Consider the following 26,871-nt stretch of genomic DNA (forward strand, 5'->3'; position numbering starts at 1 on the left):
CGCGGACATGCCGTCCGCGGGGTTTTTCGCGTGTTTAGCGGCCTGACTGCTGCGCGTCGTACTCGTCCGAATACGCAGCCAAGGACTTGATTTTACCGTGCGGCTGCTGGGTTTGCTTGCGGATTTTCCATTGGTTTTCCTTGCGGCGTTTCGAATGGCTCATCGCAATTCAGCTCCTTTAGGGCATGGTAAAAATCGGCCTTGCCTCCTTAGGATGCCGGGCGGGCGGTTGTTTCATGTATTGGAACAATATGCTAATATATTATAGTCTTGCTTATGCATAAAGGAGGGTAGCTCGATCAACGTTTCATAAGCTGTCTGCGGCAAATCAAGCCGTGTAAACGCTAAGGAGGAATTTTAGGATGAAGAAGAGTCGAATTTTTTTGTTAGCCGCTATGATGCTTGCAGGTGGGACCACGTCGGTCTTTGCCGATGCTATCGAGCAAGCCGCCGCCTTTCCCATCGAGAGAACGCAAGGCGGTACGGTGACGTCCAACGGCCAAAGCCCGGCCGATCAGGAGAAAGAGGAAGCGTTCGATAATCTGTTAAAGACCAAGTGGCTGACCTTCCAAAGGTCAGGGTGGCTGCAGTATGCTTTTCCGAACCAAAGCTCTTATGTGATCACTTCTTACTCAATTACCTCTGCAAACGATTTCCCGGAGCGGGACCCGAAGGATTGGACCTTGAAAGGCTCCAACAACGGAACGGACTGGACCGTGCTGGATACCCGCCAAAATGAAAGCTTCGATAGTCGATTCCAGACGAAGACGTACAATTTCTCGAATCAAACGGCGTATTCGTATTATCGGCTCGAATTAAGCAACCATAGCGGAGGGATTCTTCAGCTTGCGGAGGTGAAGCTATTCGATGCCCAACAGTGGCCCGAACCGGCCAAGGTGGTAGAGATTACGGCTAGCGGCGAAAAACTGCCGAACGAAGGTAAGGACAAGCTGAACGACGGGTCGAGCCTGACCAAATGGTTCACCTCCCAGAAGTCCGGCTGGGTCACTTATCGTTTCGACCGGCCGATGGCCATCGGCGGTTATGTTTTGACTTCGGCGAACGACGTTCCGGAACGCGATCCGGCCGAATGGACGCTTCAGGCGTCGAACGATGGGAAGCAGTGGGTCACGCTGGATACCCGCAAGGGAGAGCAATTCCGGTACCGCTATCAGCGGACGAGCTACAGCGTTCGTTCCGACGCAAAATACAGCTATTATAAACTAAATATGAAAGCCAGTGAAGGCAACAAGCTGCAGCTTGCGGAAATTGAGTTCATCCCGAAGGACAGCCCGCTCCAAAGCATTCTGCCCAGCATTGAAATCCGCAATCTGGATGCCCAAGGAAACGGCAAGCTGTTCGATCAAGCTCTTCCGGATGCCCAAGAGCAAATCAAGCTGATTATTTTGAAACTAAATGAAATCTTGTACGGACACCCGAATCGGATGGATGTGGGCCCCAAGAAGGTCGTTATTTTCATCAAAGACGAGGGTGGGGTCGCTTGGGCCGGCGGGACCCCTGTGGAGGGGCAGGTCACCATCAGCTCGCGGCATCTGAAAAACGTCAGCAATTCCAGCACGCCGCTGCGGCATGAGATTTTGGGCATGTTGTATCATGAGCTGACGCATCTATATCAATTGGACGACAACCGCTACGGCCAGATTGGGTATATGATCGAAGGCATGGCTGATGCGATTCGCTTCAAAGTCGGCTATCACGACCGTCTTGCAGTGAGAAAAGGGGGCACCTGGAAGGACGGCTACGGGGTGACGGGTAATTTCTTCGTTTGGATCGACGAGCATAAGCGGCCCGGATTTTTGCGGGAGCTGAATCAGAGCTTATCGCCGTTTGACGGTGTGGAATGGAACGAGAGCGTAATCCAGAAGCTGACGGGTTCCGATGTCCTCTCCCTTTGGAACGAATACCAGCGTTCCTTGCCGAATCCGTAAGCGGTTGATCCGGTCTCCGTCGTATTCTTTCGTCCCGCACCTGAGACTTTCGTCGCGGAACTGTCGTTGACAAGGCCCATCCCGGGGTGTACGCTTAGGGTAATGTAGGTCGAATTACCCGGTTCTGCCAATCCATACTACGGGAGGGGAACGATAGTGAAGATGGAATGGATCAGATCCGAATCCGGGACGGATGCCATGGAGTTCGAGGAACTGTGGCATACGGGGATTCGGATCGGCGGCAATACGTATTTTTGTCCGGTATCGCTGGGAAGGAAAATTAGCTACGGGCTGTGGCTGGTTATGTTCGTCAGCCTGCTCGCCGCGGTCTGGATCAATACGAATGTCCAGTCGCCTGCGCTGCTCGGGTTATATGCGGTTCCCGTACTCATATTTGCTTTATTCGTGTTTAACGTTTATTTGGTCGGCGCATTTTCGGCGGGGGTAACGGCGCTGTGGGTGTATTTTACGGGGACAGGATGGCCCGGTCTTGCCGGAGCGGGGGGATTGCTGCTGCTCGCTTTGCTCGTGCAGCGGGTCGTCGTTGTGTCCCGGCGCAACTTCCGGCAGCGCGAAGAGTACGAGGAGCTGTTCATGAACACGATTCTCTCGTTCTCCAAAAGCATCGACGCGCGCGACCCGTACACGGCGTTCCATTCGAAGAACGTGGCCGACTACGCCCGGGAAATCGCCATAGAGCTCGGTTTGTCCAAGCAGGAGACGGAGGCCGTTCACCTGGCCGGACTCATTCACGACATCGGCAAAATCGGCACGCCGGAATCGATACTCAAGAAGGAGAGCCGGCTCACCGAAGAGGAATACGACATCATGAAGCGGCATGCGGAGGACGGCTACCAAATTGTCAAAGGCATCAAACGGCTGCAGGAGCTCGGAGTAACCGCGATGGTCCGGCACCATCATGAACGGATGGACGGCAAAGGCTATCCTATGGGCTTAAAAGGCGAAGACATCCCGCTCGGTGCGCGCATACTTGCGGCCAGCGACTCCTTCGACGCGATGACGACGAACCGGTCCTACCGGGCGAAGCTGTCGACGGAGACGGCCGCCGAAGAGCTGCGGCGGCACAGCGGAACGCAGTTCGACCCGGAGGTCGCTCATGCACTGCTAAGGGTTCTTGTCCGTCAAGGCAAGCTGCCGGCGGCGGAGCCGCAAACCGCAGGGCAGGTGCAGCCAGCTTGACCAAGACGAATATACGGCGTTATCGCCCGATACCGATCGTTCCCGATCGATCGTATCGGGCTTTTTTTGCGCATGCCGGAGAATAACGTGAAAAAAACGCGAGAAGCCCTTCCCGGACTTCCCGCGTTTTGACGTGTCAGCTCAGCGATTCCCCTTGGCAGCGTCCGTTTCCTTGTTGGCTTCTGCCGTCACGTACCCATATTTCCCGGCCTTCAGACCGGCTAACAGCAAGCCGCCTGCAGCGACGAGAAGCAAGATCAGGGGAATGGTCCAGCCGCCTGTCGAGTCGTGAATGAAGCCGAAGAGCGTCGGACCGACCGCAGCCAGCAAATACCCGAACGATTGGGCCATGCCGGACATTTCCGCCGATTGACGAACCGACTTCGTGCGCAGGGCGAAGAACATGACGGCCAGGCCGAAGCCGGACCCTGCGCCGATGCCGACGAGAACGACCCAGAGCGGAACGAGCCAGGCCGTATCGGTAACCAGCAGCCCGAGATATCCGACTAAAAATAAGGAAGCGACGCCGACGGCCAAGCCCCGCTGATCGGCACGCCGCCCGGCAAGGATCGGCATAAAGAACGTCGCTGGTAGGCTGGCGAACTGCATGATCGAAATCATCCAACCGGCGGACACCGCGCTCATGCCGCGATCCTGCAATATGGCAGGGAACCAGGAAATATTGACATAGAAGAACAGCGACTGCAGTCCCATGAACAGCGTAATTTGCCAAGCGAGCGGAGAGCGCCAGAGCGAATCGCTTTTGTGGGCGTCGGCACTTGCTTGTACCGCTTGCGGACGCTGGCGCGAACGAAGCATTGGCAGCCAGGCAGCGAGGGAGACGATGGCCAGAAGCGCCCAACTGCCGAGCGCCCCTCGCCATCCCAAGCCCAGCCCCTGCGAAATCGGGATGCTGACCCCCGAAGCGATAGCGGCGCACAGATTCATGGAAACGGAATAAATGCCGGTCATCGTTCCGACGTTGTTCGGGAACTCCCGCTTGATCAAGGCCGGCACCAGCACGTTGCTGACGGCAATGGCGACACCGATGAGCGCCGTGCCTGCGAACAGCGCCGCGACCGAAGACAGCGAGCGCAGCAAAATGCCTGCCAGCAGGACGATCAGACCGGCGAACAGCGTATGCTCCATGCCCAGCCGCCGGGCGATCCGTGGCGAGAGCGGCGAGAGGAGCGCGAAAGCAAGCAGCGGCAAGGTGGTCATCATGCCCGCCCACGTATTGGAAATTCCCGTTTCCCCGCGAATTTCTCCGATAATCGGCCCGACGGCCGTTAACGGGGCGCGCAGGTTGGCGGCAATCAGGACGATGCCGATAATAAGCAGGCTTAGACCGGTACGGGTCTGTACTCTGGAGCTGACGGCATCTTGAGCCGGAATCATAAGGAACCCTCCTTGCGCACATCTTCTTGCAGTAGATTCAGCGATTCCCGAATATAGCGGCGTACGGCTTCGGCGGCCGCAACCGGGTCTTGGGCGGCGATGGCATCGACCATTTGGCAGTGCGAGCGAGAGGCTCCGTCAACGATGACCGACAGGTCGAGGGTCTGGTCGATAGACGATTCCAGGGCATCGGTCATATGCTCGTACAGGTCGATCAAGACGCTATTGCCGGTTGCCCGGACGATCGCATGATGCAGCTTCAGGTCCGCTTCGATGTAGCCTTCGATGTCCTGCGCCGCCGCGGCGGCATCGCATGCCGACAGCAGGGAGCGGAACATCCCGATGTCCTCCGACGTACGCCGCATGGCAGCCAGCCTTGCCGCCTCCTGCTCGAGCGCGCAGCGCACCTCCAGCGTCTCCGTGGCGTTCGAGCGGCGAAGGCGGCGCACGAGAGCGGGGCCGAGGCTGCTCGAAGAGCGCACGTAAGTGCCGTCGCCTTGGCGTGCCGTCAGAAGTCCGGCGTGAATGAGAGCCCTGACTCCTTCGCGAACGGTGTTCCGGCTGACGCCCAGCTGCTTGACCAGTTCAGGCTCGACCGGGATGCGCGATCCGACCGGCCATTGACCGGACTCGATAAGCGATTCCATCTGGGAAACGACCTGTTCCACCAGGGTGGAACGCGTGGTTTGTTTCAATTCCATCTTCTAAACCTCCAAACATCGGATGATTGGGATATTGGATAATATAGCACGTATTCGTTCCCCGGGCAAGAGAGGTGCGAACTCGGGACATCGTGCGGCTTTTTCCGCCGCGAAAGAAGCGCGTTATAAAAACAAGAGCTCCTGAGCGATATTGCCGCCCGGGAGCCTCTGTCCGATGCCTGTTATTTTTCTTCTTTTCGTCCGTCCAGGTGCAAATCCTCCAGCGTATACTTATGATTCCACAAAAATTCCATATCGTAATCCGTCGTATCGCGCAGAACAAACTCCATTAGCGCAGCCATAAAAGCGACAATGATCATGAAGAGCAGCATTAGGCACATGAGAAACGAGATCGTATGAACCAAAGTGATCGCATCCTTTCCTGCCGTATGCTACCAGTTTATGAACGTTTCGCGAAAAAATGATAGAAAAGCAAAACGAAGGCTTCCCGACCGGGTTGCCTTCGCCGCTTATACGTTTACTTCTTGCGTTTCAGTCAATATCGCTTTGCAGATGCGGGTCAAATGCTTAATGTCCTCGTCGGGCAGTTTTCCGAAATATTCCTCGACCACTCGCTGGCGGTGCAGGTGAAGCTCCTCGATAATTTCTCTTCCCTTGTCGGTAATCTCCATATAGACCACTCTCCGGTCTTCCTCAGAGCGGGTTCTTTCGGCGAATCCGCCGGAAATCAGCTTATCGGAAAGCGATGTCACCGCGCCCGACGTGATCCAGAGCGCGTCGGCGATTTGTGAGACCTTCAGCGGACCTTCGTTTTGCAATTTTTCCAGAATAACCGCTTGCGAGGCGGAGACACCGTGCGCTTCAAAGCGGGTCCAACTGGCTTTCACTTTGCGAAACATTAAGCGGAACGCTTCCTCCAGCTCATATAAATCTTGTCGGTGTACCATAATAGCCCCCTTAAATTGTTACCGGTAAAGATAGAGTTCGACAAAATAATAAGTAATACGCAGATCAAGCCTTTTGGTTTCAAAAAGTTTTCCGCATTCCGGTTTGCCATGAAAAATTTTGATTGACGTTAAAAAATTTCCGTGCTAATTTATTTAATGTTAAATCATTGCACTATAAAATTATTTTAGTCTAAAAATATAAGAGGAGGGAAGCCTTGCGTAATTTAGAGCAAAAGCTGACGGAGCTGGAAGGACTGATTGCCGTCGCCGTACGCCATGCCCGCCGCTGGTCGCCGCCCGACGCAGACTTGTCGAAGCAGCAAATCCAGCTGCTGCATGCCTTGTGCGGTAAGCAGCGGGTGACCGTAACCGCGCTGGCCGAGGAACTGCAGCTATCGGCAAGCGCGACGACGATCGCGTTGAACCGATTGGAGCAAGCCGGCTTTGTAAAGCGGAGCCGGGATGAAACGGACCGCCGCGTCGTTTGGCTTGAGCCGTCCGATGAGGCGGTCAACCATATGAAGGAATTTCGGCTGTTTAAACAAAAGCTGCTGATGCAAATGTTCGGCGGCTTGACGGAGGAAGAGACGGAGCAGTTTATCGCATTGGTCCGCAAAATGATCTCCACGCTGGCTTGAGCATGCACAGACACCGACAGGGGACCTTAGGAAAGGAGCTTCATCCGAATGAAGAAAAAGATCATTATGCTGACCGTACTGGCTTTGGTGCTGGTGGGGGGAGGGACCGCCGGTGCGTACTACTACAATATCGCGAGCAAGTACATAACGACGGAGGATGCGAAAGTGCAGGGCGATCTTCGAGCTATCGGCTCGTTGGCTGCCGGGAAACTGATCGAGTGGCGCTATAAGGAAGGCGACTCGTTTAGCAAAGGCGACGTGCTCGGCATCGTGGAAACGTCGCCGGCCAAAGGAACGACCCCGGCCACGACGACGGAAATTATTGCGGCAGATGCCGGAACGATCATCCAATCGAACGCGGTGAAGGATCAGACGGTTGCGCCGGGCGGGACGCTTGCTTTGAGCGCCGACCTGAATCAGCTGTACATTACGGCCAATTTACAGGAAACGGAAATCACGAGCGTCCAAGTGGGCAACAAAGTGACGATCCGGATTGACGCGTTCAAGGATACGGACTTTACGGGACGGGTGGAGCGGATCGGGCTCGGGACCAATTCTTCTTTTTCCCTGCTTCCTTCCTCTAACGCCAGCGGCAATTATACGAAGGTGATTCAACGGATTCCGGTCAAAATCGCACTGGACGATACCCACGGGAAACGGCTCATTCCGGGCTTGAATGCAACCGTCAAAATCGAGAAATAGGGGCATCCGGGAACGGAAGGAGGAATACTCGGAATGAACGACCAAGCCACAGATCAGGCCAAAGCCTCTTCCAAAGGGTCCGGACTCGCCATGCTGGCCATTATTCTCGGCGTCTTCATGGCTATTCTCGATACGAGCATCGTCAACGTGGCGATCCCTAAAATGATGAACGTCTTCGGCGTCAGCCAATCGCAGATCGAATGGGTCGTCACGGCTTATTCGCTCGTCAGCGGGGCGCTCGTGCCGGCGACGGGATATTTGGGCGACCGGTTCGGCTATAAGCGGATGTATGTCATTTCGCTGATCATTTTTACGATCGGCTCCGGACTGTGCGGCATCGCCTGGAGCAACGAAAGCATGATTGTATTCCGGATCATTCAGGCCATCGGCGGCGGCGCGATGATGCCGATCAGCATGTCGATGATCTTCCGTATGTTCCCGGTCGAGAAACGGGGCATGGCGATGGGCTTGTTCGGGATCGCGATCATGTTCGCTCCGGCTACCGGCCCGACGCTGAGCGGCTACATCGTCGAATATTTGGACTGGCGGCTTATTTTTACGATCAACGTGCCGATCGGGATTGTAGACATTTTCCTGTCCATGGCCGTGCTGAAGGAATTTAAGATGGAGGCCAAGAAGCGATTCGACGTCTTGGGATTTCTCACGTCCAGCACCGGGCTGGCCACGCTGCTTTACGGCATCGGCAAAGTGTCGGAGAAGGGCTGGGGCGACAGCGAGGTCGTCATATTTCTTACGATAGGGATCGTGTTCCTGGTAACCTTCGTCATTTTGGAGCTGACCGTGAAGGACCCGATGCTCGATTTAAGTCTGTTGAAAAATGGCATGTACACGTTGTCGCTGCTCGTTTCGAGCCTCGTGACCGTCATCATGATGGGGATGCTGTTTTTGCTCCCGATTTTCCTGCAGAACATCTCGGGCTTGTCTGCGGTCGAGACCGGCTTGATCTTGCTGCCGCAAGCGATCGCTTCCGGCATTATGATGCCGATCGCCGGCGGGCTGTTCGATAAATTCGGGGCGCGCCCCTTGGCGGTCATCGGACTGCTGATTACGGCGGCGGCGCTGTTTCTGACCTCGAATCTGAGCATGGAAACCTCGCGCGCGACCATCATTTTCTGGTTGACGCTTCGTGCGGTCGGCATGGGGCTCATGATGATGCCGGTACAGACCGTAGGCATGAATACCGTGCCGATGGAGAAGGTCGGTCAAGGGACCGCGCTTTCCAATACGATCCGGCAGGTGAGCGGCGCGTTCGGCATCGCTTGGCTGTCGCTACTATTCGGGGACCGGAAAGATTTTCATACGGCTTATTTGTCCGATCAGCTGAATATGGTATCGACAACGGTGATCGACCAGGTGACGAAAATTCAAAATCAGTTTATCGCGATGGGCCAGTCGGCCGCGCAGGCCAAAATAAGCGCCCTGAATTATATCGGAGGACAGGTGCAGATTCAATCGACGATCATTGCGCTGGACGACGTCTTTTATTTGACCGCCGGACTTTCGCTGCTTGCCGTTGTTTTTAGCTTGTTTCTCAAAGGCGCAAAAGCCAAAGGCGGGGCCGGCGGCGTGCATATGATGGGCGAATAAACATAACAGGACGAACGGACGGCTGAACGTTCGGCAAAGCAAAGGAGCGGGGAATTCCATGACCTATAATAATAAAGAAACCGTCGGCTGGAAGCGGAGCGCGCTGGCCGGGCTGGCTATTTTGCTGACCGCCGCCACAGCCGCGGGCTGCTCGACGGCGAACGCGGGGGAGAGCGGGCCCAAGCCCGTGAAGGTGGCCGCCGTCTCGAAGATGCAACTGGACGGTTCGTCGGAGCAGGACGCCGATGCGGTTCCGTCCTCGCAGGCGAATGTCGTCGTCAAAGCGAATGGCGACGTGGCGGAGCTGCTCAAAAAACGCGGGGACGCGGTCGCGGCGGGCGAAGTGCTGTTCCGGCTCGATTCCACGGATGCCGTTCGCAATAAGGAGAAAAACCGGTTGTCCCGGCAAAATCTCGAATCGCAATTGGACAAAACAAGCAAGGATATTGCCACCAATAAAGCTGTCCTGAACAATACGATCGAGAAGCTGGAGCTGCAAATCGCGGATCTCGAAAAAGCGTACAATAACGCGCGCAACGACTACGATGCGGGCACGGCTCCCAAATCGCAGGTGGACAAAGCGGAGAGCCAGTTGAAAACGGCCCGTCTCGATCTGGACACGTCGAAGAAGCAGCTGGCGAATCTGGAAGCGACCGATCCGCTCGTTCCGCTGCAACTCCAGATCGAGAGCACGGATCTGGCAATGCAGGATATCGAGAAAAATTTGTCCGACTTCGACGTGAAGGCGCCGATTGGCGGTCTGTTGACGGACCTATATCCTGAACAAGGCGTGACGGTCGCCCCCGGGTATGTCGCGGGCGTCGTTCAGCAGATCGATCCGATCAAGCTGCATGCCGACGTGACCGAAACGACGGCGAAGCTGGTTCGCGGCAAAAAGGATATTCCGTTCGTCATCCAGGACACGGGCGAGAAAATGACGGGGACTGTCGCTTATATGGCCGATGTGATGAGCGCGCAAAGCAAAACCTATGTGCTGGAGCTGACCGCGCCTAACCCGGACCGGAAGCTGAAGCCGGGCATGCGGGTGAAGCTGCAGCTCGGCGGCGATGCGAAGCAGGAGGCGTTGACCGTGCCGACTTCGGGCATCGTGAAGGAAGGGAACAACAGCTTCGTTTTCGTCCTCGCTGGCGACCACGCGGAGAAGCGCCAAGTAACGCTCGGGCGTGAGAGCGGACCGAACCGGGAAGTGCTCGGCGGGGTGAAGGAAGGCGAGCAGGTGATCGTATCCGGGCAGCGGGAGCTGAAAGATCAAGACAAGGCGGTTGTCCGCAACTGAGGCTTCGCCGCCGACAGACGAACGACTTACGAATAATGGAGGACATCCTATGAATACATGGAAAAGAGTAGTTTCAACGGCGCTGATTGTGTCCTTGGCCTTGTCTTTTCAAGGGGCCGTACGGGCGGAAAATCCGCAGCCGGCCATCGATGTGCGGTATCCGGCCGTGCTGTCCGGTCCGGTGCAGGTGAAGGTGAAGAGCCTGCTCAGCGAACGGGCGAACGGCGGCGCGCGCATCGCAGTCGTTGTGAAAATGTATAACGTCTGGGCGAGTGCGGCCCGCGTGCCGGATTACGAGCTGCGCGTCGTCACATCGGCGGGCACCAGCTATGTGCTCAAGCCAAGCGCAGACAATCCCGGTTCCGTACCTGCGTCCTCTTCGGTCGAGCTTAGCTATATGGCGCAAATCGATCGTACCGATGCCGTGCAGCCGACCGATCTCGTATGGGTGGACGTGAACAAAGACGTCTATCCGAAGGTGGAGACCTCCATGCTGAAGCTGCCGGTAAGCAGCTTGGTCTGGTACGGGGACGCGGCGGATAACGGTTCGATTCCCGTCAAAGCATGGGGGACGCCGTTTGCCATCCCGGGAATCGAATCTTCCTTGGAGTATACGCCGGTCGGCATGACCAAACAATTCAAGGACGGGGCGCCGGTCGAGCTGCTTCAGCTGCTGGTAACTAATAACGGTACCCAGACCGAGACGGTTCCGGCGTTTTCGGTGGACGGCAAGGCGGCAGGTCAAATTTACAAAGGGTCTCACCAGGAGCAAGCGGCCGTCAGCGTCGATCCGAAAGAGAAAAAGTACTTATACATTTCGATTCCTTACGAAGCCGACAAGCCGCTCGAAAGCTTGACTGTGGAGACGCCGGAAAGCTACAAAATTCCGAACCGGACGGATGCGGCGGCAGCCGTCAGCTATTCCGTCGGCCGGCTGCGCATAGCGCTTCCCGAGACACAGCCCGGCAGCCCAAGTGCGCTTCCTACGGTAGAAGGCTTCGGCACGCGGCTCGCGTTTGATCCGCTGAACAGTGCGGTGCATCCCGATCTCGCCGTATCGGTAGTCGACTTCCGGCTGTACGAAAACAAAGGGCAGAGCTATCAGACGGGCGTCGTGAAGCTGAAGCTGGATAACCGCAGCGACAAGCCGCTGCCGGTGCCTCAACTGGCAGCGGAGCTGATCGGCGCGAGCGGCTCCTCGTACACGGGCAGCCAGCAGAAGACGGCTGCGCAGGAGGTGCTGCCCGGAACGGCATATGTGATGAACTACACCTTCATGCTGCCGCTTGCCGGTGACGGGGACCATTTTACACTGAAGTTCAGCGATAGCAAAACCGCCGCACCGTACAAAACGGCAATCGGACAGGTTGGTTTGAACGTGAATCAGACGAAGAATGAGGAAGGGGCGGTTGATTTTTATCCTTATGCGCTTAAGGTAAAAGACTGGTGGCTGGCTTATACGACCGGTACGAACCCAACGACAAAGTCTTACACCTATACGTACAAGCTGAAGTGGAACGTCGATCTGAAGACGACCGAACCGGTCATCGTGGACGCCGGTTATTCCAAGCTGCAACTGGTGATCGAGGGCAGCGATACCCGCGAAGTCGCCAGACAGACGCTCAGCTTGACGGGCGAGGGGCGCGTGGAGAACGGCGAGCAATCGATTTACTTTACCGATACGCCGTCGGATCAATTCGATCATCCGCTGACGATGCGTGTATACGAAGTCATTGACACTCCGTATGGCCCGGCCCGCCGGCTCATTGGGACGTTGCAGCAGCCGTAACCGGACATGGCTTCAGGCTTGACTTAAAGTTCCGCTTGCGAGGTCTTAAGAAGACTTTGCGGGCGGGACTTTTTTCGTTGAAGAATGAAGCGGAGAACGGGGGCGCTTTCAATTTACGCCTCACGGAAAAAGCGGTATGATGGAGATAATTGGGTCAAGCTTCGTCCTGTCGGTTGACATGGCGGAACAGGACTCTAGAGCTAACATGGAGGGCTGGAATGGAGCAGATTGTCGTACTTGACGGCTATACGCTGAATCCCGGCGATCTGAGCTGGGAAGGGCTGGAACGATTGGGATCGGTTGCTCTGTACGACCGTACGCCGGTCGAGGAGATTGTAGATCGGGCGCGGGATGCCGGTATCGTGCTGACGAACAAAACGCCGCTGTCGGCGGATACGATTGCGCGGCTGCCGAACCTTCGTTACATCGGGGTGCTGGCGACGGGATACAACATTATCGATACCGAAGCGGCGGCGGCGCGCGGCATTGTCGTAACCAACGTGCCGGCTTACGGCACACACGGGGTGGCGCAGTTCGTATTCGCCCTGCTGCTGGAGCTGTGCCAGCACGTCGGGCGGCACGCCGAAGCGGTAAAATCCGGGGAATGGAGCGCTTCCCCGGATTTTACCTTCACGAAGACGCCGCTCGTGGAGCTGGCGGGGAAAACGATGGGCCTGATCGGGCTCGGCCGCATCGGGCGGCAAACCGCGCGCATCGCCGAAGCGTTCGGCATGCGCGTCATCGCCGTCGGCAGCGGACGCACCCAGCCCACCCCCGTGGAGGGGGTGGAATGGGTGACGCTGCCGGAGCTGCTGCAGCAGGCTGACGTCATCAGCCTGCACTGCCCGCTCACGCCCGCGACGCATGGGCTGATCAACCAAGACCGCATCGCCCTCATGAAGCCTTCGGCGATGCTGATCAACACCGCCCGCGGCCCGCTCGTCGTCGAGAGCGACCTGGCCGCGGCGCTGCGCGAAGGCCGCCTTGGGGGCGCGGGTCTGGACGTGCTGTCGGCGGAGCCGCCGCACCCGGACAACCCGCTGCTCGCGGCCCCGAACTGCATCGTCACCCCGCATATCGCTTGGGCGACGAAGGAAGCGCGGGCCCGCCTGATGGACACGGCGTGCGCGAACGTCCGGGCTTTCCTCGAAGGAAAGCCCGTTCATACGGTGCCGGAATAATCGGCCCGTCACTATAATACAGAAACGGGGTATTCCAGAATGAAGCATTTTGTTGTGTTTTTGCCGATGTTGGATGAAGCGAAGAGCGCGACCTATCGGCCCGAGCATTTGGCTTATTTGGAGGCTCAGCGCGGTCAAGGGCGCATTTTCGCCAGCGGACGGTTTACGGACGGTGCCGGCGGCATGGTCATATACAAGGCCGAATCGCTGGAAGAGGCGACCGCCTGGGCGGAGAACGACCCGTACGTGCTCCACGGTGCCCGCCGTTATGAGATTCACGAGTGGGACATGGTGCAATAAGCGGGTCTCAACGCGCTCGCCGCTCCCTGGAACAGCTCAGCAACGTTCGTTCACAAAGGGATAGCTCCCTTCTTCCCGTTTGATTGAAATTGATTGATATCGTCAAAAAAAAGATTTATTATTTCATTAGATTGTCAAACGGATGGGAACGACAGGAGGGGACGCCATGAGCGGAAAGATGCTCAGCAAAGGCGACCGGCGGCGCGAGCAGATTATGAACCTGCTGAAACGCCAAGGAAAAATTACGATTCAAGAGATCATTGACAAGTTCGCCTGCTCGGAAGCGACCGCCCGGCGCGACTTGGACCTGCTGGAGAAGCAGGGCGGGCTGATCCGCAGTCTGGGCGGCGCACAGCTGGATACGCCGTCTCCGTCTGCCGGCAGGGAAGTCCCCTTTAACGAGAAGAAGGAGCTGCTGTGGCTGGAAAAGGAAGCCATTGCGGCCAAGGCCGCTTCGCTGGTGGAGGAAGGCGACGTCATCGGGCTGAGCGGGGGCACGACGACGTTTCTCATCGCCCGGGAGCTCAAGCTGCGAAGGGGCATTACCGTCGTCACTAACGCTGTGAACATCGCGATGGAGCTGTCCGAGAGCGACGGCATTCAGGTGGTGCTGACCGGCGGAGTGATGCGGAGCAACAGCTTCGAGCTGTGCGGCCCGCTTGCGGAGAAAATTGTGGACAGCGTCAACATCGGCATGATGTTTCTGGGCGTGGACGGCGTTACCGAGGAGCAGGGCTTGACCACCTTCTCCGAGCAGGAAGCCGACATCGCCCGGCTGATGCTGAAGCGCTCACGCCGGACGGTGGCCGTCTTCGATCATACGAAGGTCGGCCGGACTTCGCTGTTCAGCATCGCACCGCTGACAGCCGTGCAGGGCTGCATTACGAACCAGCCGACCGACGAGAAGCTGAAGCGGCATTTGGAAGAGCAGGGGATCGCGCTGTACTTGGCGGAGCCGGCGGCTCCCGTCCTCTGATGGGGAAATGACTAGTAGCGAAACGCATAGAAAAGAGGAGATCCGGTGAAACATTACGTAGGAATCGATATCGGCGGTACCAATATGGTTTGCGGTTTGACAGACGAGACGGGGCGGACGCTGCGCATGACGAAGGTCGCGACCGAGGCGCAGCGGGGCAGCGAGGACGTGATCGAACGGCTGGGGAAAGCTGTGAACGGCTTGATCGCGGAAGCCGGCGTATCGCCGGAGGCGGTCGGTATCGGCATTCCCGGGTTCGTCGACCATGTGAACGGCGTGTCGGTGCTCGCCGTCAACCTCGGCTGGAAAAACGTCCCGATAACGTCGGAGCTGAGCAAGCATCTCGGCGGACTGCCCGTTTATCTCAACCACGATGTACGGATGTATGTGTACGGCGAGGCGGTCGCCGGGGCCGGACAAGGTTATAAGCACGTACTCGGCCTGACGGTCGGGACGGGCCTCGCGGCGGCGATGGTGAACGAAGGCAGGCTGTATTACGGCAGCGGCGGACGTGCCGGCGAATTCGGACACATCCCGGTTCCGGGCCTTGAATACCATTGCAACTGCGGGATGACCGGGTGCCTGGAGACGGCCGTTTCGGCAACAGGGATTGCGCGCCAAGCGAGGGAAGCGGTACAGCGGGGCGAATCGACGATATTGGCTGAGCGTTTCTCCGGGGACAATCTCCAGCAATTGACGGCTGCGGACGTATCCCGCGCATACGACGAAGGAGACCCTGCGGCGATTGCCGTGATGGAGCGTACGGGGACCCTGCTTGGCCGGGGCTTGGCGGCGGCGATTCCGCTGTTCAGCCCGGAGGCGATCGTGATCGGCGGCGGCGGTTCGCTGGCGGGCGAGAGATTGTTCGCGCCGATGCGCAAAGAAATCGAGCGGTCCACGCTTTCGTTCTACTTGGACGATCTCGTCATCAAGCCTGCGGAACGGATTGAAGATGCGGGTGTCGTCGGCAGCGCATTGTATGCGAAGCATCGTCTGAACGGAACCGATATTGTATAGCAATAAAAAATGGAACCGTCACTGTCCGGGGGCAGCGTGCGGTTCCATTTCTTTTTGTGCTTATCCATTAAGCGTCTTTGTTTCTCGTGCAGCGTCGGGGTCGTCCGTTCGACGGGAACGACACCGTACCAGCTTCCGCGGCTCAGCTCTGGATTGCGAGAGCCTTCGCGCTCCAGCTTCCGCCGTTTTTTCCATGCTTGACTTTTGGCCATGTCGGCACCTCCTGATTGGTGATCCATTCTATTATACGCTTCTTGAGGGACGATGACCAGACGGCGGGAGTTTGACAGTTTTGCGGCGAACCGTGTAACCGGTTGTACCGCTTCTTCTTTCATGGTAACCTTGGAAGGGATACACATGCGATGGAACAGGAGTGGGACTTGCCTTGACATACGATGCGATTTATTGGCTCATGCTGGGAGCCGGATTTGTATTAACGGGTCTTGTTGGGATTCTTATGATGTGGAAGACGGAAAAGCTGCTGCTTTCGTTTCTGGCGGCAACGGCGGTCAACATTGTGCTGACAGCGGGTGCGGTCTGGTGGTGGTCGTCGGCTTTTGCGGGCTCCGAACAGCAGTTTTCCCGGATGTTCGGTCTGTTCGGCTTGGGCGTTTCGTTCGCGAATAATGAGGTGCTGCTGTTTTTCGCTCAACTGATCATGAAGAAAAAGATCGGCGGCGACCCGGCCCCAGACGCAGACGCCTAGTTACAACAATCATTCAAATGTAACAAAACTGTAATCTGAATTTCATCCTGCGTTAACGTTCCTTGCCTATAATAACAATCGACCCCCTTTTTAATATATAAATTCCTTGACAGCCTGCAATCTTCCCGATTGCAGGCTCTTTGTTTTTGACGTTTACATCCCTTGATACATGCTTTCGTCGTAGCCTCTTCCGGCCGTCAGCGGGTTCGAGGACAGCTCCGGATTGTGGAAGCTGCTCGACGGGTATCTCCGGCGTACCTCGTTTGCGGAGATCGCGATCATTTTTGGCGTCAGCAGCGCGGTCTTCGTGTCCAGTCGCCGCTTGCCCTGCGGGTGGATGACGTACAGCAGCCACCGTAAATAAAGCTTGGAACAAAATAAAAAGATGCCCTTGGGCAGATCCGAGACGGTAAATCCGAGCTGGGAAGCGCCGCGATGGATGATCGAGACGCCATATAAGCCTTTCACGTCACGGAGCGTCGGGTCGCTTGCCAGCCGTTCGGATACGAGCGGCAAACACCGCTCCATCGCGCGGATCAATTGCACGGCCAGCTGCATCGTTGATCTGGTCTTCATCCCAAAGTCGAGCAGCGTCGCATTGTCGAGGTGAAGCTCCATGACACAATCGCCCGGTTCGATGAATTGACCGTCATTCAGCGGAATCCGTTTGCCATGATACCGGCACACCCGAAACTGGAGCAGTGCGTTAAACGGATCGATCGGCCGTACCTGAAGCAGCCATTGAAAGAGCCGCTCCCATTGGAGCCAGAGTGCGGCGATCCACCGTTTACGCTTCGGCCGGTCCGGAGGCAGGCGATCCTCCGTCTCGTTCAGCGGAAACCGCTCGTCGATGCGGACGAACGTAAAGCCGCGGCGCGCCGTTTCCGTCAAAAATTCATCAAGCGCGGCGATCATGAGCTTCGGCGCATCCGGGTCCGCCCCGAGCGTATCGCCGCTGTCATGAAGCACGATCACCGAACCGCTCTGAAGCTGAGCGAACAAGCGCTGCTTGATTTTATCCTTACCCGTTCGGTTGAGCCAATCTCCGACGATAAGCGACCAGAGCACGATGCGAAAACGCCGGGACAGGAAAAAGTCAAAGATGTTCACAACGCCCCAGGGCGGACGATAAAATTGAGGGGACTTACCCGTAATCTTTTCGATCACCTCGGCGGTCCGGTTAATTTGTTTTCTGACCTTCCAAGGCATCATCAAGGCATTAGTGCGGTGTACATAGTTGTGAACCCCGATCAGGTGGCCCTCGTTGTGCATGCGCAGAATCAATTCGGGGTAACGCTCAGCTTTGGACCCGAGCACGAAAAAGGTCGCTTTGACACCATGCCGCGCAAGCAGGTCGAGCAGAATCGGCGTATATTTCGGGTCCGGACCGTCATCGAAGGTAAGCGCAATGCCGTGCTCGGTGTTTTCTTTCGGGTACGCGCCAAGCGAGAAGACGCGCATGAGAAATGTAGGGATCAGCGTGTATAAAGTAAGGACGATAACGAGAATCGTGATTGATTCAGCCATGTTCCATCACTCTTTCTACAGGAACGAAACAATAAAACAAAGCAATCCCCCCTAGCAGAGCTGCACTTGTCAATACGGCGGCCGGTTCATGAAACGCGGCAGCCAGCCATCCGCCGATTACCGGGCCGATAGCGACACCGATCCCTTCCACGCTCGAAAACAATCCCCATCCGAGGCCCTGCTGGTTTTTCGGCACATAGTCCGCCAGAAGGGCGTTCCACGCGGGAAGGACGGCTGAATAGGCAAAGCCGAGGACCGCGGCGATCAAGACGGCGGTAGGCAGCGTTGTAACCCGGGTCAGTAGGAAGAGAGCGGTGGCCATGGCCCCGAAGCCGAAGATGAGAAACCATTTGCGTCCCAGGCGGTCGGACCATTTTCCCATCGGGATCAGGAACAGGACCGTTAAAGCGCCACCGGCCATCAGGACGAGCGAGTAGCCGCTGTGACTGATACCCAGCGTATTGGCGGCAAAGCCCGGCAAGATCGGAACGAGCATACCGGCGGCCGCCGTTTGCAGAATCATGCCCGGGAGCAGCCGCTTCATCGTTTTCATTCGTTCCCACAGCAGCTCCGCCTGGCGTTTTAGCGGGATATAGGTCTGCTTGGAGGAGACTTCGTTTTTCATCCGCAGCGCCAGCAGCCATCCGAGAGCCCACAAGCCGACCATGAGCCAGAAGGAGAGCTGGTATCCTTTATCGATCAAAAAGTTGATAACGACCGGCCCGGACCCTAAGCCGACGAGCCATATCGTATAAAGGATGCCCATTTGGGACGCCCGATTCTCCTCTTTAATTTTACTGAGGCAGACAAGCCATACCGGAGAGACGCCGATGCCAAATACGGCGGCGGCTACAATAAGCACCCATGCCTGATGGAAGTAATACATGGCGAGCAGGCCGAGCAGCGAAACGAACAGCCCGGAATGAAGAATAAGCCGGAGCGAAAAGCGGTCGAGCAAATAACCGGCCAGGCATTTGATCGCCGTATCCGAGACGTAATGGACGGACACGGCGGCGCCGACAACGGCCACGGAAAGACCAAGGATACCCGTCGCATAAGTCGGCAAAAAGGAGACCAGATAGGCGCCCCGAACGAATTCGACCAAAAACAAAATGAGCGCAAGCGGTAATACGTCTTTGTCCATTGCGATTTTTCGCAGCACCTGACCTATACACCTCCTCGATGGCAAGCCAAAGCCGAGCTCCCGCTCTAGCCGAAAATTCCGGTTTTGATGCGGGAGAGACCTTCAAGCATATCCGAGACGACGGACTCCGCCGCATTTCCGCTGTACAATTCCTCCATGACGGCCTTCATTCGTTCCGCTTGTTCGGGGAGCGAGATGATCCGCTTCACGAGCGAAGTCAACTCTTCGGGGCGCTGCGCAATTTCGACTGCTCCTTGCTGCGCCAGGAAGCGGGCATTTTCTTTTTCCTGGCCCGGGAGGGGACGGAAAACGATAACCGGCAAGCGCATGGCCAAAGCTTCCGAGAGCGTAATGCCTCCGGCTTTCGTAATTAAGCACGACGAGATCGCCATAAGCTCGTGAATGTGCTCCACATAACCGAGAATGCGGACGCGGGGATGGCCTGCAAACGACGCTTCGATCTGCTCCTTGAGCGGTTTGTTTCTGCCGCATACAAAGACTAGCTCGATTTCGTCCAAGTGGAACAGCGCATGCCCCATCTGGCTGATGTGCTTCAAGACGCCGTAGGCTCCGGCCATCAGGCAAACGACGGGCTTGGAAGGCTCGATACCATATTTCCGGCAGACGTCCTGCCGCCGGATCGGCTCGCTGAACGCGCTGCGGAGCGGGATACCGCTCACCTCAATGCGGTGCTCCGGCACGCCGGAATCGGCGATCTGCTGCTTTAAGTGCTCTGTGGCTACGTAATATTTATCAATATCCGGATGAATCCAGCGCTGGTGAAGGACAAAGTCGGTTAAGACGGTATATGTCCGGATATCCGTGCCGTTGCGGGATATTAGCCCGGAGACGACAGGCAGCGGAAACGTATAAATAATCGCATCGGGCCGTTCGGCCTGCAGCATTTGCTTGAATTTACGCGTACCGAACCGGTTCAGCATTTTGGTAAACGCCGTATCGTGCTTTAAATGCTGGGTTAAATAAAAGCTCCAGCCGTATAAATCCGGCCCCAGGGTAGAGCTCTTCAGATAAACGTAACGGGTAACGGCGTTCACGAAGGGGTGGGCCTCCGCAAGCAGGTCCACAAGCTTGACCTGGTCGATGCCCAAGCGGGCAAAACGCTGCTGCAGCGCCTTGGCGACCTGAAGATGTCCATCGCCGTAGCTGGCATATAAAATCAAAATGTTGGGGTTGGCTTCAGTCATAGTTTTTCACGCACCTTAGTTCTCATTCAGATTCGCGAAACAATGGTGAAGTTGTGGAAGGAGGGCAAGATGGCCCCATCATTATCATATACGAGTTTGCGAAAAGGTACAAAAAATTGAGTAAATTTTCTGATTTGTCCTATAGGACATCCTATTCGCACGGAGCTCAACTTAGGCTCAAAGCCAAAAAAATCGGCCCCTTGAGCAGGGGCCGACGGTGTATGGCAGCTGTGAACTTAGAACGTGGATGCGGCTTGTGCAGCTTGACGAAGACCGGTTTCCACGATTTCTGCGTTACGATCCGGGAATTGGTTATGGCCTTCGACAACGACCGTAGTCAGATCCGTTACGCCGATGAAGCCCATAATCGTTTTCACATAATTCAACGACATTTCAATGGACGCCATTGGTCCTTCGGAATAAACGCTGCCGCGCGCATTCAGCAGAGCGACCTTTTTATCGGTTACGAGACCTTTTGGCCCTTGCTCCGTATATTTAAATGTTTTGCCGGCTTGGCAGAGGTAGTACAGGTAAGTTGTCAATTGGGCCGGAATCGTGAAGTTCCAGAGCGGGAACGCGAAGACGACTTTGTCCGCAGCCAGAAATTGATCCAGATAAGCGTTGGCGACATCGGCTGCCGCTTTTTCTTCTGTCGTCAGCTCCATGCCTTTACCTTGCTTGAACAAGCCGGTCATCATGACGGAATTGTAATAAGGCGGGTTGGCTGCAAACAGGTCGAGCTCGGTGATTTGGTCTTGCGGGTTAGCTTCACGGTACGATTTCAGGAATTCGTCATACAGTTTTACGCTAACTGCCTGATCGGCCGGGCGGTCGTTTGCTTTAATAAAAAGTACGTTGGACATAAAAATAAAGCCTCCTTTAATTTGGCGAAAAGGGTATAGGGTCAATCAAAATTAATAACTTACTTTATGTAAGTATAATAAAACATGTAACTTACTAAAGTCAAGTGTTATTTTAAATTTAAAATAAAAAAGGTATAGCCGGTTTCCGGGAGTGGGAAGCTAACCGCAGCGAAACGACGGAAAGGAAGTTTGGGATGATGAATCCGATTGAATATGCGGCATACCGCCGGGTATTGGAGCGCGGCGACCAGTTGTGCGCGGATGTCGAAGTTCGCATCAAAGGGAGAGAAAACTATCTGGTGGTGCTGTTTGCAGAATCGCAGGCCAACGACTACGATATGGTGATGGTGCTGGAAAAAGACGCGGACCGCGATATCGATTGGTACGACAATGATTTGCATGCCGCTTATGTTGATGTCACGGAGAAGCTGTTCGCGGACGGAGCGGGAGAGACGCATTGGAATCCGAGAGAAGCGTTTAAGGAGCAGGTGCTGAGCTTCGGAGACGTCCGGGAGCAGATCCGGCAGCAGCTGAAGGAAGCGCGGTTGCAGAAAGTATAAGTCATATGGCAGGGAAACAAAAAACAGACGTCTGCGCCTTGAGGCGGGCCGTCTGTTTCTTTTTTTGCGCAGCTCAGCGCTTCTTGTTCGTCGGGCGCGGCGCATATTTGCGCTCGTTGCCGTCCCATCGGAAGTTCGCGACAAGAAAGCCGATTATCCCGAATACGATGATGCGGATCGTAAACCAGGACGGCGTAAGCGTTTGCTGTGTCAGCCATTCGATCGCTGTAAACAGCACCGCCAGCGAGATCCCCCACATGGCAACGCCGTAGTACATGACATATCTCGCTTTGCCCAATTGCCGCGTTTTTTGCCACTTGGCGGCCTTGTCTTCATTTGCTGTACTCATGGACTGGTTGTTCCCCCCGATTGCTTCATGGACAAACCATTCGCGAAGCAACCGGTAAATTCCTGCCTGTTCGGGAAACGTTCACATCTGATTTTTTGCCTGACCGTTTATGGCAATTTGTGGTACAATCGGTGGGAAAACAAGCGAAAGGTAGGTCGCCAGGCGTGAGTAAAGTCTTCATCTTTTCTTTATTATGGTGGGTCACCGGAAATCCGTTTGTGGCCTTTCTCGTGCTGCTGATCATCCTGTATATGGTTGACCGTCGTTTTGTCGGCTTGACCCCGAGCATTTTTCAGCCACTGAAGCGGGCGCGACGATTGTCCCGCCTGAAGGATGAGCTGCGGCTCAATCCGCATCATACGTCGACCAAGCTGGAAATCGCCCGAATTTATATGGAGCAAAAAAAATACGGCGCGGCGCTCGAACTGTTGGTTGAGGTGGCGAAAGTGATGGACGATTCCGCGGACGTGCTCAGCGAGCAGGGCATTTGCGAGTTGAAGCTGGGACGGACGGAGGAAGGCGAGCGCCTTCTGCTGCGTGCGCTGGAGCTGAACCCGCGGGTCAAATACGGCGAGCCTTATTTGCGGCTGGGCGAAGCGTTCGCAGGCAGCAATCCGGAGAAGGCGATCCGGTATCTGGAACGGTTCGGGGAAGTCAACTCTTCGTCCTGCGAAGCGTACTACCGGCTCGGTCTTCTGTACCGGGGGCTCGAGCGAAACGAAGAAGCCCGCCGGGCGTTCCGCGAAGCGGTGGAACTATACCGGGGGCTTCCCAAATACAAGCGGCGCCACGAACGGCGCTGGGCGCTTCTCGCCCGCATGAAATCATAAGACGGCGGCAGTATCTGCGGCGGCCCGGATGGGCGTGAACGGCGCCAAGTCCGCCGAAGTCGGCCGGCCCTGCGCCAGCTCGGCGACAATCCGCGCGGTGGCCGGTGCGAGCAGAATGCCGTTGCGGTAATGGCCCGTAGCGAAGATCAAGCCGGGCGCAGCGTCCCACGTGCCGAGGAACGGCAGAGCGTCCCGCGTGCCGGGCCGCAGCCCCGCCCAAGTGGAGACGAATTCGGCCTCGGCCAGCCGCGGCAGCAGCGCTGCCGCTTTGGCGTGCAATTCGCCGATGACCTTGGCGGTCGGCCGCTTGTCGAAGCCGGCTTCCGTCTGGGTCGCGCCGACAATGTAGCTGCCGTCCCGTTTCGGCACGACGTAGCAGCCTTTGGTGAAGACGGTGGAGCGGATGAGCGGCGCTTCGGTTTTAAGCGAGATGCATTGGCCTTTGACCGGGAACATAGGCAGGCTCAGCCCGAGCGGCTCGGTCAACGCCGGACTCCAAGCGCCGGCAGCGAGCACGACGAGGTCCGCGTACAGCGGGCCTTCCGACGTCTGTACGCCACGGATTCGGCCGCTTCCGGGCTCCGTCAGCAGCCGGATGACCGGCGTCCACTCGCGGATCGTGCAGCCCTGCTTCGCTATCGTGGCTTGCAGCGTCTTGGCAAGCCAGACCGGATGCACGTGATGGTCGGCAGGCAAATACAGCCCGCCGCGCACGGCAGCGGTCAGCTCGGGCTCCAGCTTCAGCATTTCCGCAGGCTGTACCCACTCGGCGTCCCGAATCCACGACAAGCGGCCGCGCAGCTCGGCTTCATCTTCTTCCGTAAGGGCCGCGCGGAGGATTCCCTCGGCGACATACTGCGCCGTAAGGCCGCTAACCTGCTCCAGCTCGTCCGTCCAAGCGCGGTACAGCTGCTGGCTCAGACGGCACAGCTCGTAGTAAGGGCCGGGCCGGTGCGTTTCGGATTGGGCCCCCAGCATCCCCGCGGCGGCGGTGGACGCCTCCTGATTCAGCGCCCCTTTCTCGATCAGCGTGCAGGCAAAGCCAACCTTGCTGAGCTCGTAGGCCGCGCTGCAGCCGATAATGCCGCCGCCGACGATGATAACGGTCGGCTTGGTGCCCGTATGACTTGAATCCGTACTCATGACAATCCTCTCCTTGGGGTATGCTTCGTCCGATCGAGAGCTTCCCGGAATGCGGCAATTTGTCCCGCCGGGTCCTCATGCAGCAGCACCGAAGACAGCACGGCAATGCCAGCTGCGCCAGTGGACAAGACATCGTCCACGAGATTCGGTTCGATGCCCCCGATGGCCAGCACGGGTACGTCCGCCGCTTCTACGGCTTCCGTTAGTCCGCTCAGGCCGCGCGGCTTTAGGCCCGGTTTTGAGCCGGTGGCGTACACATGGCCGAAGAGCGCGTAATCGGCTCCCTGCCGGCCCGCCTCGGCCGCTTCCGCGGCCGAATGGACGGAGCAGCCGAGCGTCATGCCGCGCGGAGCGATGGTGCGCGCTTCGGCCGGCGACAAGCTGCTGCCGGTAAGCTGCACGCCGGCCGCCCCGGCGGCCAACGCGGCATCCAGGCGGTCGTTCAGCAGGACCGCCGTGTGCGGCAGCAGCGGTTTCAGCCGCGCATGCCAGCGCACCAGCTCGCTGGCGCTGCGGTGCTTCTCGCGGATGTGCAGCGCGTCCACCAGCTCGAACGGACAGCGGGACACAATGGCGGCCACCTCTTCCAGCTCCTGCCGGCCGGTCGTAATAACGTGCAGCGCATGGGTTCTCCGGGACATACGGGATCGGACCTTCCTTTTCTCCATTGAAATGTAGTTTCATCATAACGCTTTCGCTTCTGCGGCGTCAAAGCGTTTGTCCCACTTGTCATAAAATGATCACGAACCGTGGGCCGCGACTCCGCCGGGCTTCTTGACGGTCGGGAAGGAGAAGACTAAACTTATGGAAGGTATAGCGATTCGGGAGGCAGGTGCATCATGACGATATTCAAAGCATTGACCATTGCAGGCTCGGACAGCGGAGGCGGGGCAGGGATTCAAGCGGATTTGAAAACGTTCCAAATGCTTGACGTGTACGGGATGTCCGCGATTACGGCGATTACCGCGCAGAACACGCTGGGCGTTCACGGCATTTACGATATTCCGCTAGAGGGGATCGAGAAGCAGATTGACGCCGTATTGTCCGATCTCGGAGCGGATGCGGCCAAAACCGGCATGCTGTCGCAGCCGGAAATTATCGAGCTTGTGGCGGGCTGCATCCGTAAGCACGGGCTGAAGCGGCTTGTCGTCGACCCGGTGATGGTCGCCAAGGGCGGAGCCAGCCTGCTAGCCGGCAATGCGCAGAACGCGCTGCGCGAAAAGCTGCTGCCGTTGGCCGCGCTTGTGACGCCCAATATCCCGGAAGCGGAAGTGATTACAGGCCTTTCGATTGCCACGATAGAGGACATGAAGGAGGCCGCGCGGCACATCGTCAAGGAATTTGGCGCTGGCGCGGCGATCGTCAAAGGCGGCCACCGCAGCGGCGAGCCGACAGACGTGCTGTACGACGGCGAGGCGTTCCACCTGCTGACAGGTGAGCGGTACGAAACCCGCCATACGCATGGGACAGGCTGTACCTTTTCCGCGGCTATCTGTGCGGAGCTTGCCAAAGGAAAGACGCTGCTGGAGGCCGCCCATACGGCCAAGCAATTTATTACGCTTGCCATCCGGCATACGCTCGGCATCGGCGCCGGTCACGGTCCGACGAACCATTGGGCGTACGTGCGCGAGCGCGCTGCGGCCGAATAGCAGACGAAGGAGCATCCGATACATGAGCTATGAATACTTGATGCAGGCGGTTTTGCTCATCGTCCTGCTCATTGTCTTTTTTCCCGCCATCGTGTTGTGGTCCAAGTGGAAAAAGAAGAAACGGAGATAAGCGATATGTACTATGTCAATCAGGAACAAATCGATGCCCGGCTGGCGTTCGTGCCGGATTTATTGAAAGCTTGCGCTGCGTTGGAGTCCGCTTGGGAAGCCCCGGAATCGGAATCGGAGCTGCTGCTGCACCTGGCGCAGGAGAGGACGCTGCATTTGGCGATTGAGACGGTGACCGACGTCGGCAGCTTGCTGATCGACGCGTTCATGATGCGGGACGCCAGCAGCTATGAGGACATCGTCGAGATCCTCGCCGGCGAAGGCGTATTCGGGGCTGACGTTGCGGCCGTTTTGACGGAGCTTGTGAAGCTGCGCCGTTCGCTGACGCAGGAATACAACACGCTGCCGCGCAGCGGGCTGCATCCGATGATCGCGAAGCTGCCCGGGGCGTTGAGCGCTTTTGCCGAAGCCGTACCGGCATTTATCCGCAAAGAAATGCTGTAGCGCCGTGCTGCAGACCAGGGACCGTCCTGATCAGGACAGGTCCCTTTGTTCTACCGGGAAGCGCAGAATCGTTTTCCAGTCGGAAGGCGGGGTTTTACGGGGATCGGTCAAATAAATTTCATGATGCAATCCGTTTTGAACCAGTCTGCGTACCTCCATGTAAGCGTGCATGCGCTCCACCGTTTCCGGCTCCGTCTCGTAAGGACCGATGTGAAGCATTTGCACGGACAGCCCTTCGGCCATCGTCTCGTACGCCACTTGAGCGATGTCGTCGGCGAGCTCTTTTTTCTTCAGGGACGTCTTCTCTTTGGCCTCGACAGCCAGGGCCCCGGTGACGAAGTCGGGCATGCGGATCAGCAGCTTCCAGCGCCATTCCTGCCGCGGGACTTCCAGTGCGGGCTTGCCGGATTCCACCCACCACAGCCCTTCCAGCTTCGGTACCGCAAAATTGGTTCCCTGCGCTTTGCCAAGCGCCTTGACACCGTAAGCGGCTGCGTACAGCGCTGCGGTAGCTTGGGCGAACCGCTCGCCGTTCGGGTCGCCCTGACCGGCAAACGTCAAGTACGGCGCTTCGCCGAAGCCTACAAGCTCCGGCTCCGAGCCGGATTTGTAATAAGTTTTATATGTTTTGGCAAGATCGAGCTTGTCCATTCGCGCA

29 protein-coding genes are annotated in these 26,871 nt (G+C 57.1%); 16 read left to right on the forward strand and 13 right to left on the reverse strand.

Features of this window, described 5'->3' with window-relative positions:
* Nucleotides 1-34: 34 nt before the first annotated feature.
* Nucleotides 35-163 carry a DUF6254 family protein gene (locus QMG93_RS06365; protein WP_220389012.1) on the reverse strand — a complete coding sequence of 43 codons (129 nt, stop codon included), beginning with the start codon at nt 161-163 and terminating at the stop codon, nt 35-37.
* Nucleotides 164-362: 199 nt separating this feature from the next.
* On the opposite strand from QMG93_RS06365, the gene QMG93_RS06370 reads away from it, so the two are divergent.
* Both QMG93_RS06370 and QMG93_RS06375 read left to right on the forward strand, forming a co-directional pair.
* The gene (locus QMG93_RS06370; RefSeq protein WP_281934574.1) at nt 363-1,949 is read left to right on the forward strand and encodes a basic secretory protein-like protein; all 1,587 of its coding nucleotides are present in this window, start codon (nt 363-365) and stop codon (nt 1,947-1,949) included.
* 162 nt (nt 1,950-2,111) lie between these two features.
* Nucleotides 2,112-3,149 carry an HD-GYP domain-containing protein gene (locus tag QMG93_RS06375; protein ID WP_281934576.1) on the forward strand — a complete coding sequence of 346 codons (1,038 nt, stop codon included), beginning with the start codon at nt 2,112-2,114 and terminating at the stop codon, nt 3,147-3,149.
* Nucleotides 3,150-3,290: 141 nt separating this feature from the next.
* Here QMG93_RS06375 and QMG93_RS06380 read toward each other — a convergent pair whose 3' ends face one another.
* The 4 genes from QMG93_RS06380 to QMG93_RS06395 all read right to left on the reverse strand — a co-directional run bounded on the left by QMG93_RS06380 (nt 3,291) and on the right by QMG93_RS06395 (nt 6,156).
* Nucleotides 3,291-4,547, reverse strand: a complete 1,257-nt coding sequence (locus tag QMG93_RS06380; protein WP_281934578.1) for a CynX/NimT family MFS transporter — start codon at nt 4,545-4,547, stop codon at nt 3,291-3,293.
* The gene (locus QMG93_RS06385) at nt 4,544-5,248 is read right to left on the reverse strand and encodes a FadR/GntR family transcriptional regulator (protein ID WP_281934580.1); all 705 of its coding nucleotides are present in this window, start codon (nt 5,246-5,248) and stop codon (nt 4,544-4,546) included. Before QMG93_RS06385 ends, QMG93_RS06380 begins: the two co-directional genes overlap by 4 nt.
* A 182-nt stretch (nt 5,249-5,430) precedes the next feature.
* Complete coding sequence (locus tag QMG93_RS06390) at nt 5,431-5,613, reverse strand: hypothetical protein (RefSeq protein ID WP_281934582.1); 183 nt, start codon at nt 5,611-5,613, stop codon at nt 5,431-5,433.
* A 105-nt stretch (nt 5,614-5,718) separates the two neighbouring features.
* The gene (locus QMG93_RS06395) at nt 5,719-6,156 is read right to left on the reverse strand and encodes a MarR family winged helix-turn-helix transcriptional regulator (RefSeq protein WP_216794707.1); all 438 of its coding nucleotides are present in this window, start codon (nt 6,154-6,156) and stop codon (nt 5,719-5,721) included.
* A gap of 215 nt (nt 6,157-6,371) precedes the next feature.
* Between QMG93_RS06395 and QMG93_RS06400 the strand changes: the two genes are divergently transcribed.
* The 10 genes from QMG93_RS06400 to QMG93_RS06445 all read left to right on the forward strand — a co-directional run bounded on the left by QMG93_RS06400 (nt 6,372) and on the right by QMG93_RS06445 (nt 16,370).
* Nucleotides 6,372-6,794 (forward strand): MarR family winged helix-turn-helix transcriptional regulator, encoded by a 423-nt coding sequence (locus QMG93_RS06400; RefSeq protein ID WP_281934584.1) that lies wholly within the window; start codon nt 6,372-6,374, stop codon nt 6,792-6,794.
* A 48-nt stretch (nt 6,795-6,842) separates the two neighbouring features.
* Nucleotides 6,843-7,496: an efflux RND transporter periplasmic adaptor subunit gene (locus QMG93_RS06405; RefSeq protein WP_281934586.1), complete on the forward strand. Its 654-nt coding sequence runs from the start codon at nt 6,843-6,845 to the stop codon at nt 7,494-7,496.
* 33 nt (nt 7,497-7,529) lie between these two features.
* Nucleotides 7,530-9,104, forward strand: a complete 1,575-nt coding sequence (locus QMG93_RS06410) for a DHA2 family efflux MFS transporter permease subunit (protein WP_281934588.1) — start codon at nt 7,530-7,532, stop codon at nt 9,102-9,104.
* A gap of 58 nt (nt 9,105-9,162) precedes the next feature.
* A complete protein-coding gene (locus tag QMG93_RS06415; RefSeq protein ID WP_281934590.1) occupies nt 9,163-10,401 on the forward strand; it encodes an efflux RND transporter periplasmic adaptor subunit in 1,239 nt (412 codons plus the stop codon).
* A 49-nt stretch (nt 10,402-10,450) separates the two neighbouring features.
* Complete coding sequence (locus QMG93_RS06420; protein ID WP_281934592.1) at nt 10,451-12,190, forward strand: hypothetical protein; 1,740 nt, start codon at nt 10,451-10,453, stop codon at nt 12,188-12,190.
* A gap of 218 nt (nt 12,191-12,408) precedes the next feature.
* The gene (locus tag QMG93_RS06425; RefSeq protein ID WP_281934594.1) at nt 12,409-13,371 is read left to right on the forward strand and encodes a D-2-hydroxyacid dehydrogenase; all 963 of its coding nucleotides are present in this window, start codon (nt 12,409-12,411) and stop codon (nt 13,369-13,371) included.
* Nucleotides 13,372-13,410: 39 nt separating this feature from the next.
* A complete protein-coding gene (locus QMG93_RS06430; RefSeq protein ID WP_281934596.1) occupies nt 13,411-13,671 on the forward strand; it encodes a YciI family protein in 261 nt (86 codons plus the stop codon).
* A 166-nt stretch (nt 13,672-13,837) separates the two neighbouring features.
* Nucleotides 13,838-14,647 carry a DeoR/GlpR family DNA-binding transcription regulator gene (locus QMG93_RS06435; protein ID WP_281934598.1) on the forward strand — a complete coding sequence of 270 codons (810 nt, stop codon included), beginning with the start codon at nt 13,838-13,840 and terminating at the stop codon, nt 14,645-14,647.
* A 45-nt stretch (nt 14,648-14,692) separates the two neighbouring features.
* Entirely contained in the window at nt 14,693-15,664 is a 972-nt protein-coding gene (locus tag QMG93_RS06440; RefSeq protein ID WP_281934600.1) for an ROK family protein, read from the forward strand.
* A 385-nt stretch (nt 15,665-16,049) separates the two neighbouring features.
* Nucleotides 16,050-16,370 carry a hypothetical protein gene (locus QMG93_RS06445; protein WP_281934602.1) on the forward strand — a complete coding sequence of 107 codons (321 nt, stop codon included), beginning with the start codon at nt 16,050-16,052 and terminating at the stop codon, nt 16,368-16,370.
* Nucleotides 16,371-16,523: 153 nt separating this feature from the next.
* Here QMG93_RS06445 and QMG93_RS06450 read toward each other — a convergent pair whose 3' ends face one another.
* From QMG93_RS06450 to QMG93_RS06465, 4 genes are all read right to left on the reverse strand, one after another.
* On the reverse strand, nt 16,524-17,897 hold the full coding sequence (locus QMG93_RS06450; protein ID WP_281934603.1) for a polysaccharide deacetylase family protein: 1,374 nt from the start codon (nt 17,895-17,897) through the stop codon (nt 16,524-16,526).
* Nucleotides 17,890-19,059, reverse strand: coding sequence for an MFS transporter (locus QMG93_RS06455; RefSeq protein ID WP_309299654.1), 1,170 nt, complete (start codon nt 19,057-19,059; stop codon nt 17,890-17,892). Before QMG93_RS06455 ends, QMG93_RS06450 begins: the two co-directional genes overlap by 8 nt.
* Before the next feature lie 47 nt (nt 19,060-19,106).
* A complete protein-coding gene (locus QMG93_RS06460; protein WP_281934605.1) occupies nt 19,107-20,246 on the reverse strand; it encodes an MGDG synthase family glycosyltransferase in 1,140 nt (379 codons plus the stop codon).
* A 236-nt stretch (nt 20,247-20,482) separates the two neighbouring features.
* Nucleotides 20,483-21,109 (reverse strand): FMN-dependent NADH-azoreductase, encoded by a 627-nt coding sequence (locus QMG93_RS06465; protein WP_281934607.1) that lies wholly within the window; start codon nt 21,107-21,109, stop codon nt 20,483-20,485.
* A 194-nt stretch (nt 21,110-21,303) separates the two neighbouring features.
* Here QMG93_RS06465 and QMG93_RS06470 point away from each other — a divergent pair, with 194 nt between their 5' ends.
* Complete coding sequence (locus QMG93_RS06470) at nt 21,304-21,669, forward strand: hypothetical protein (protein WP_281934609.1); 366 nt, start codon at nt 21,304-21,306, stop codon at nt 21,667-21,669.
* A 73-nt stretch (nt 21,670-21,742) separates the two neighbouring features.
* Here QMG93_RS06470 and QMG93_RS06475 read toward each other — a convergent pair whose 3' ends face one another.
* The gene (locus QMG93_RS06475) at nt 21,743-22,018 is read right to left on the reverse strand and encodes a hypothetical protein (protein WP_281934611.1); all 276 of its coding nucleotides are present in this window, start codon (nt 22,016-22,018) and stop codon (nt 21,743-21,745) included.
* A gap of 164 nt (nt 22,019-22,182) precedes the next feature.
* On the opposite strand from QMG93_RS06475, the gene QMG93_RS06480 reads away from it, so the two are divergent.
* Nucleotides 22,183-22,848: a tetratricopeptide repeat protein gene (locus tag QMG93_RS06480; protein ID WP_281934613.1), complete on the forward strand. Its 666-nt coding sequence runs from the start codon at nt 22,183-22,185 to the stop codon at nt 22,846-22,848.
* On the opposite strand, the gene thiO is transcribed toward QMG93_RS06480, so the two are convergent.
* Nucleotides 22,843-23,991, reverse strand: a complete 1,149-nt coding sequence (thiO, locus tag QMG93_RS06485) for a glycine oxidase ThiO (RefSeq protein WP_281934615.1) — start codon at nt 23,989-23,991, stop codon at nt 22,843-22,845. The two genes, QMG93_RS06480 and thiO, sit on opposite strands and share 6 nt — an antisense overlap.
* On the reverse strand, nt 23,988-24,632 hold the full coding sequence (locus QMG93_RS06490; RefSeq protein WP_281934616.1) for a thiamine phosphate synthase: 645 nt from the start codon (nt 24,630-24,632) through the stop codon (nt 23,988-23,990). Before QMG93_RS06490 ends, thiO begins: the two co-directional genes overlap by 4 nt.
* 198 nt (nt 24,633-24,830) lie before the next feature.
* Between QMG93_RS06490 and thiD the strand changes: the two genes are divergently transcribed.
* Together thiD and QMG93_RS06500 are read left to right on the forward strand one after the other, a co-directional pair.
* Nucleotides 24,831-25,640 (forward strand): bifunctional hydroxymethylpyrimidine kinase/phosphomethylpyrimidine kinase, encoded by an 810-nt coding sequence (gene thiD, locus QMG93_RS06495; protein WP_281934617.1) that lies wholly within the window; start codon nt 24,831-24,833, stop codon nt 25,638-25,640.
* A 135-nt stretch (nt 25,641-25,775) separates the two neighbouring features.
* A complete protein-coding gene (locus tag QMG93_RS06500) occupies nt 25,776-26,213 on the forward strand; it encodes a DUF86 domain-containing protein (RefSeq protein WP_281934619.1) in 438 nt (145 codons plus the stop codon).
* 30 nt (nt 26,214-26,243) lie between these two features.
* Here QMG93_RS06500 and QMG93_RS06505 read toward each other — a convergent pair whose 3' ends face one another.
* Complete coding sequence (locus tag QMG93_RS06505) at nt 26,244-26,864, reverse strand: GyrI-like domain-containing protein (RefSeq protein WP_281934621.1); 621 nt, start codon at nt 26,862-26,864, stop codon at nt 26,244-26,246.
* Between the last annotated feature and the right edge of the window lie 7 nt (nt 26,865-26,871).

This window comes from Paenibacillus tyrphae (assembly GCF_027925525.1).
GTDB classification, from domain to species: Bacteria; Bacillota; Bacilli; order Paenibacillales; family NBRC-103111; genus Paenibacillus_G; species Paenibacillus_G tyrfis_B.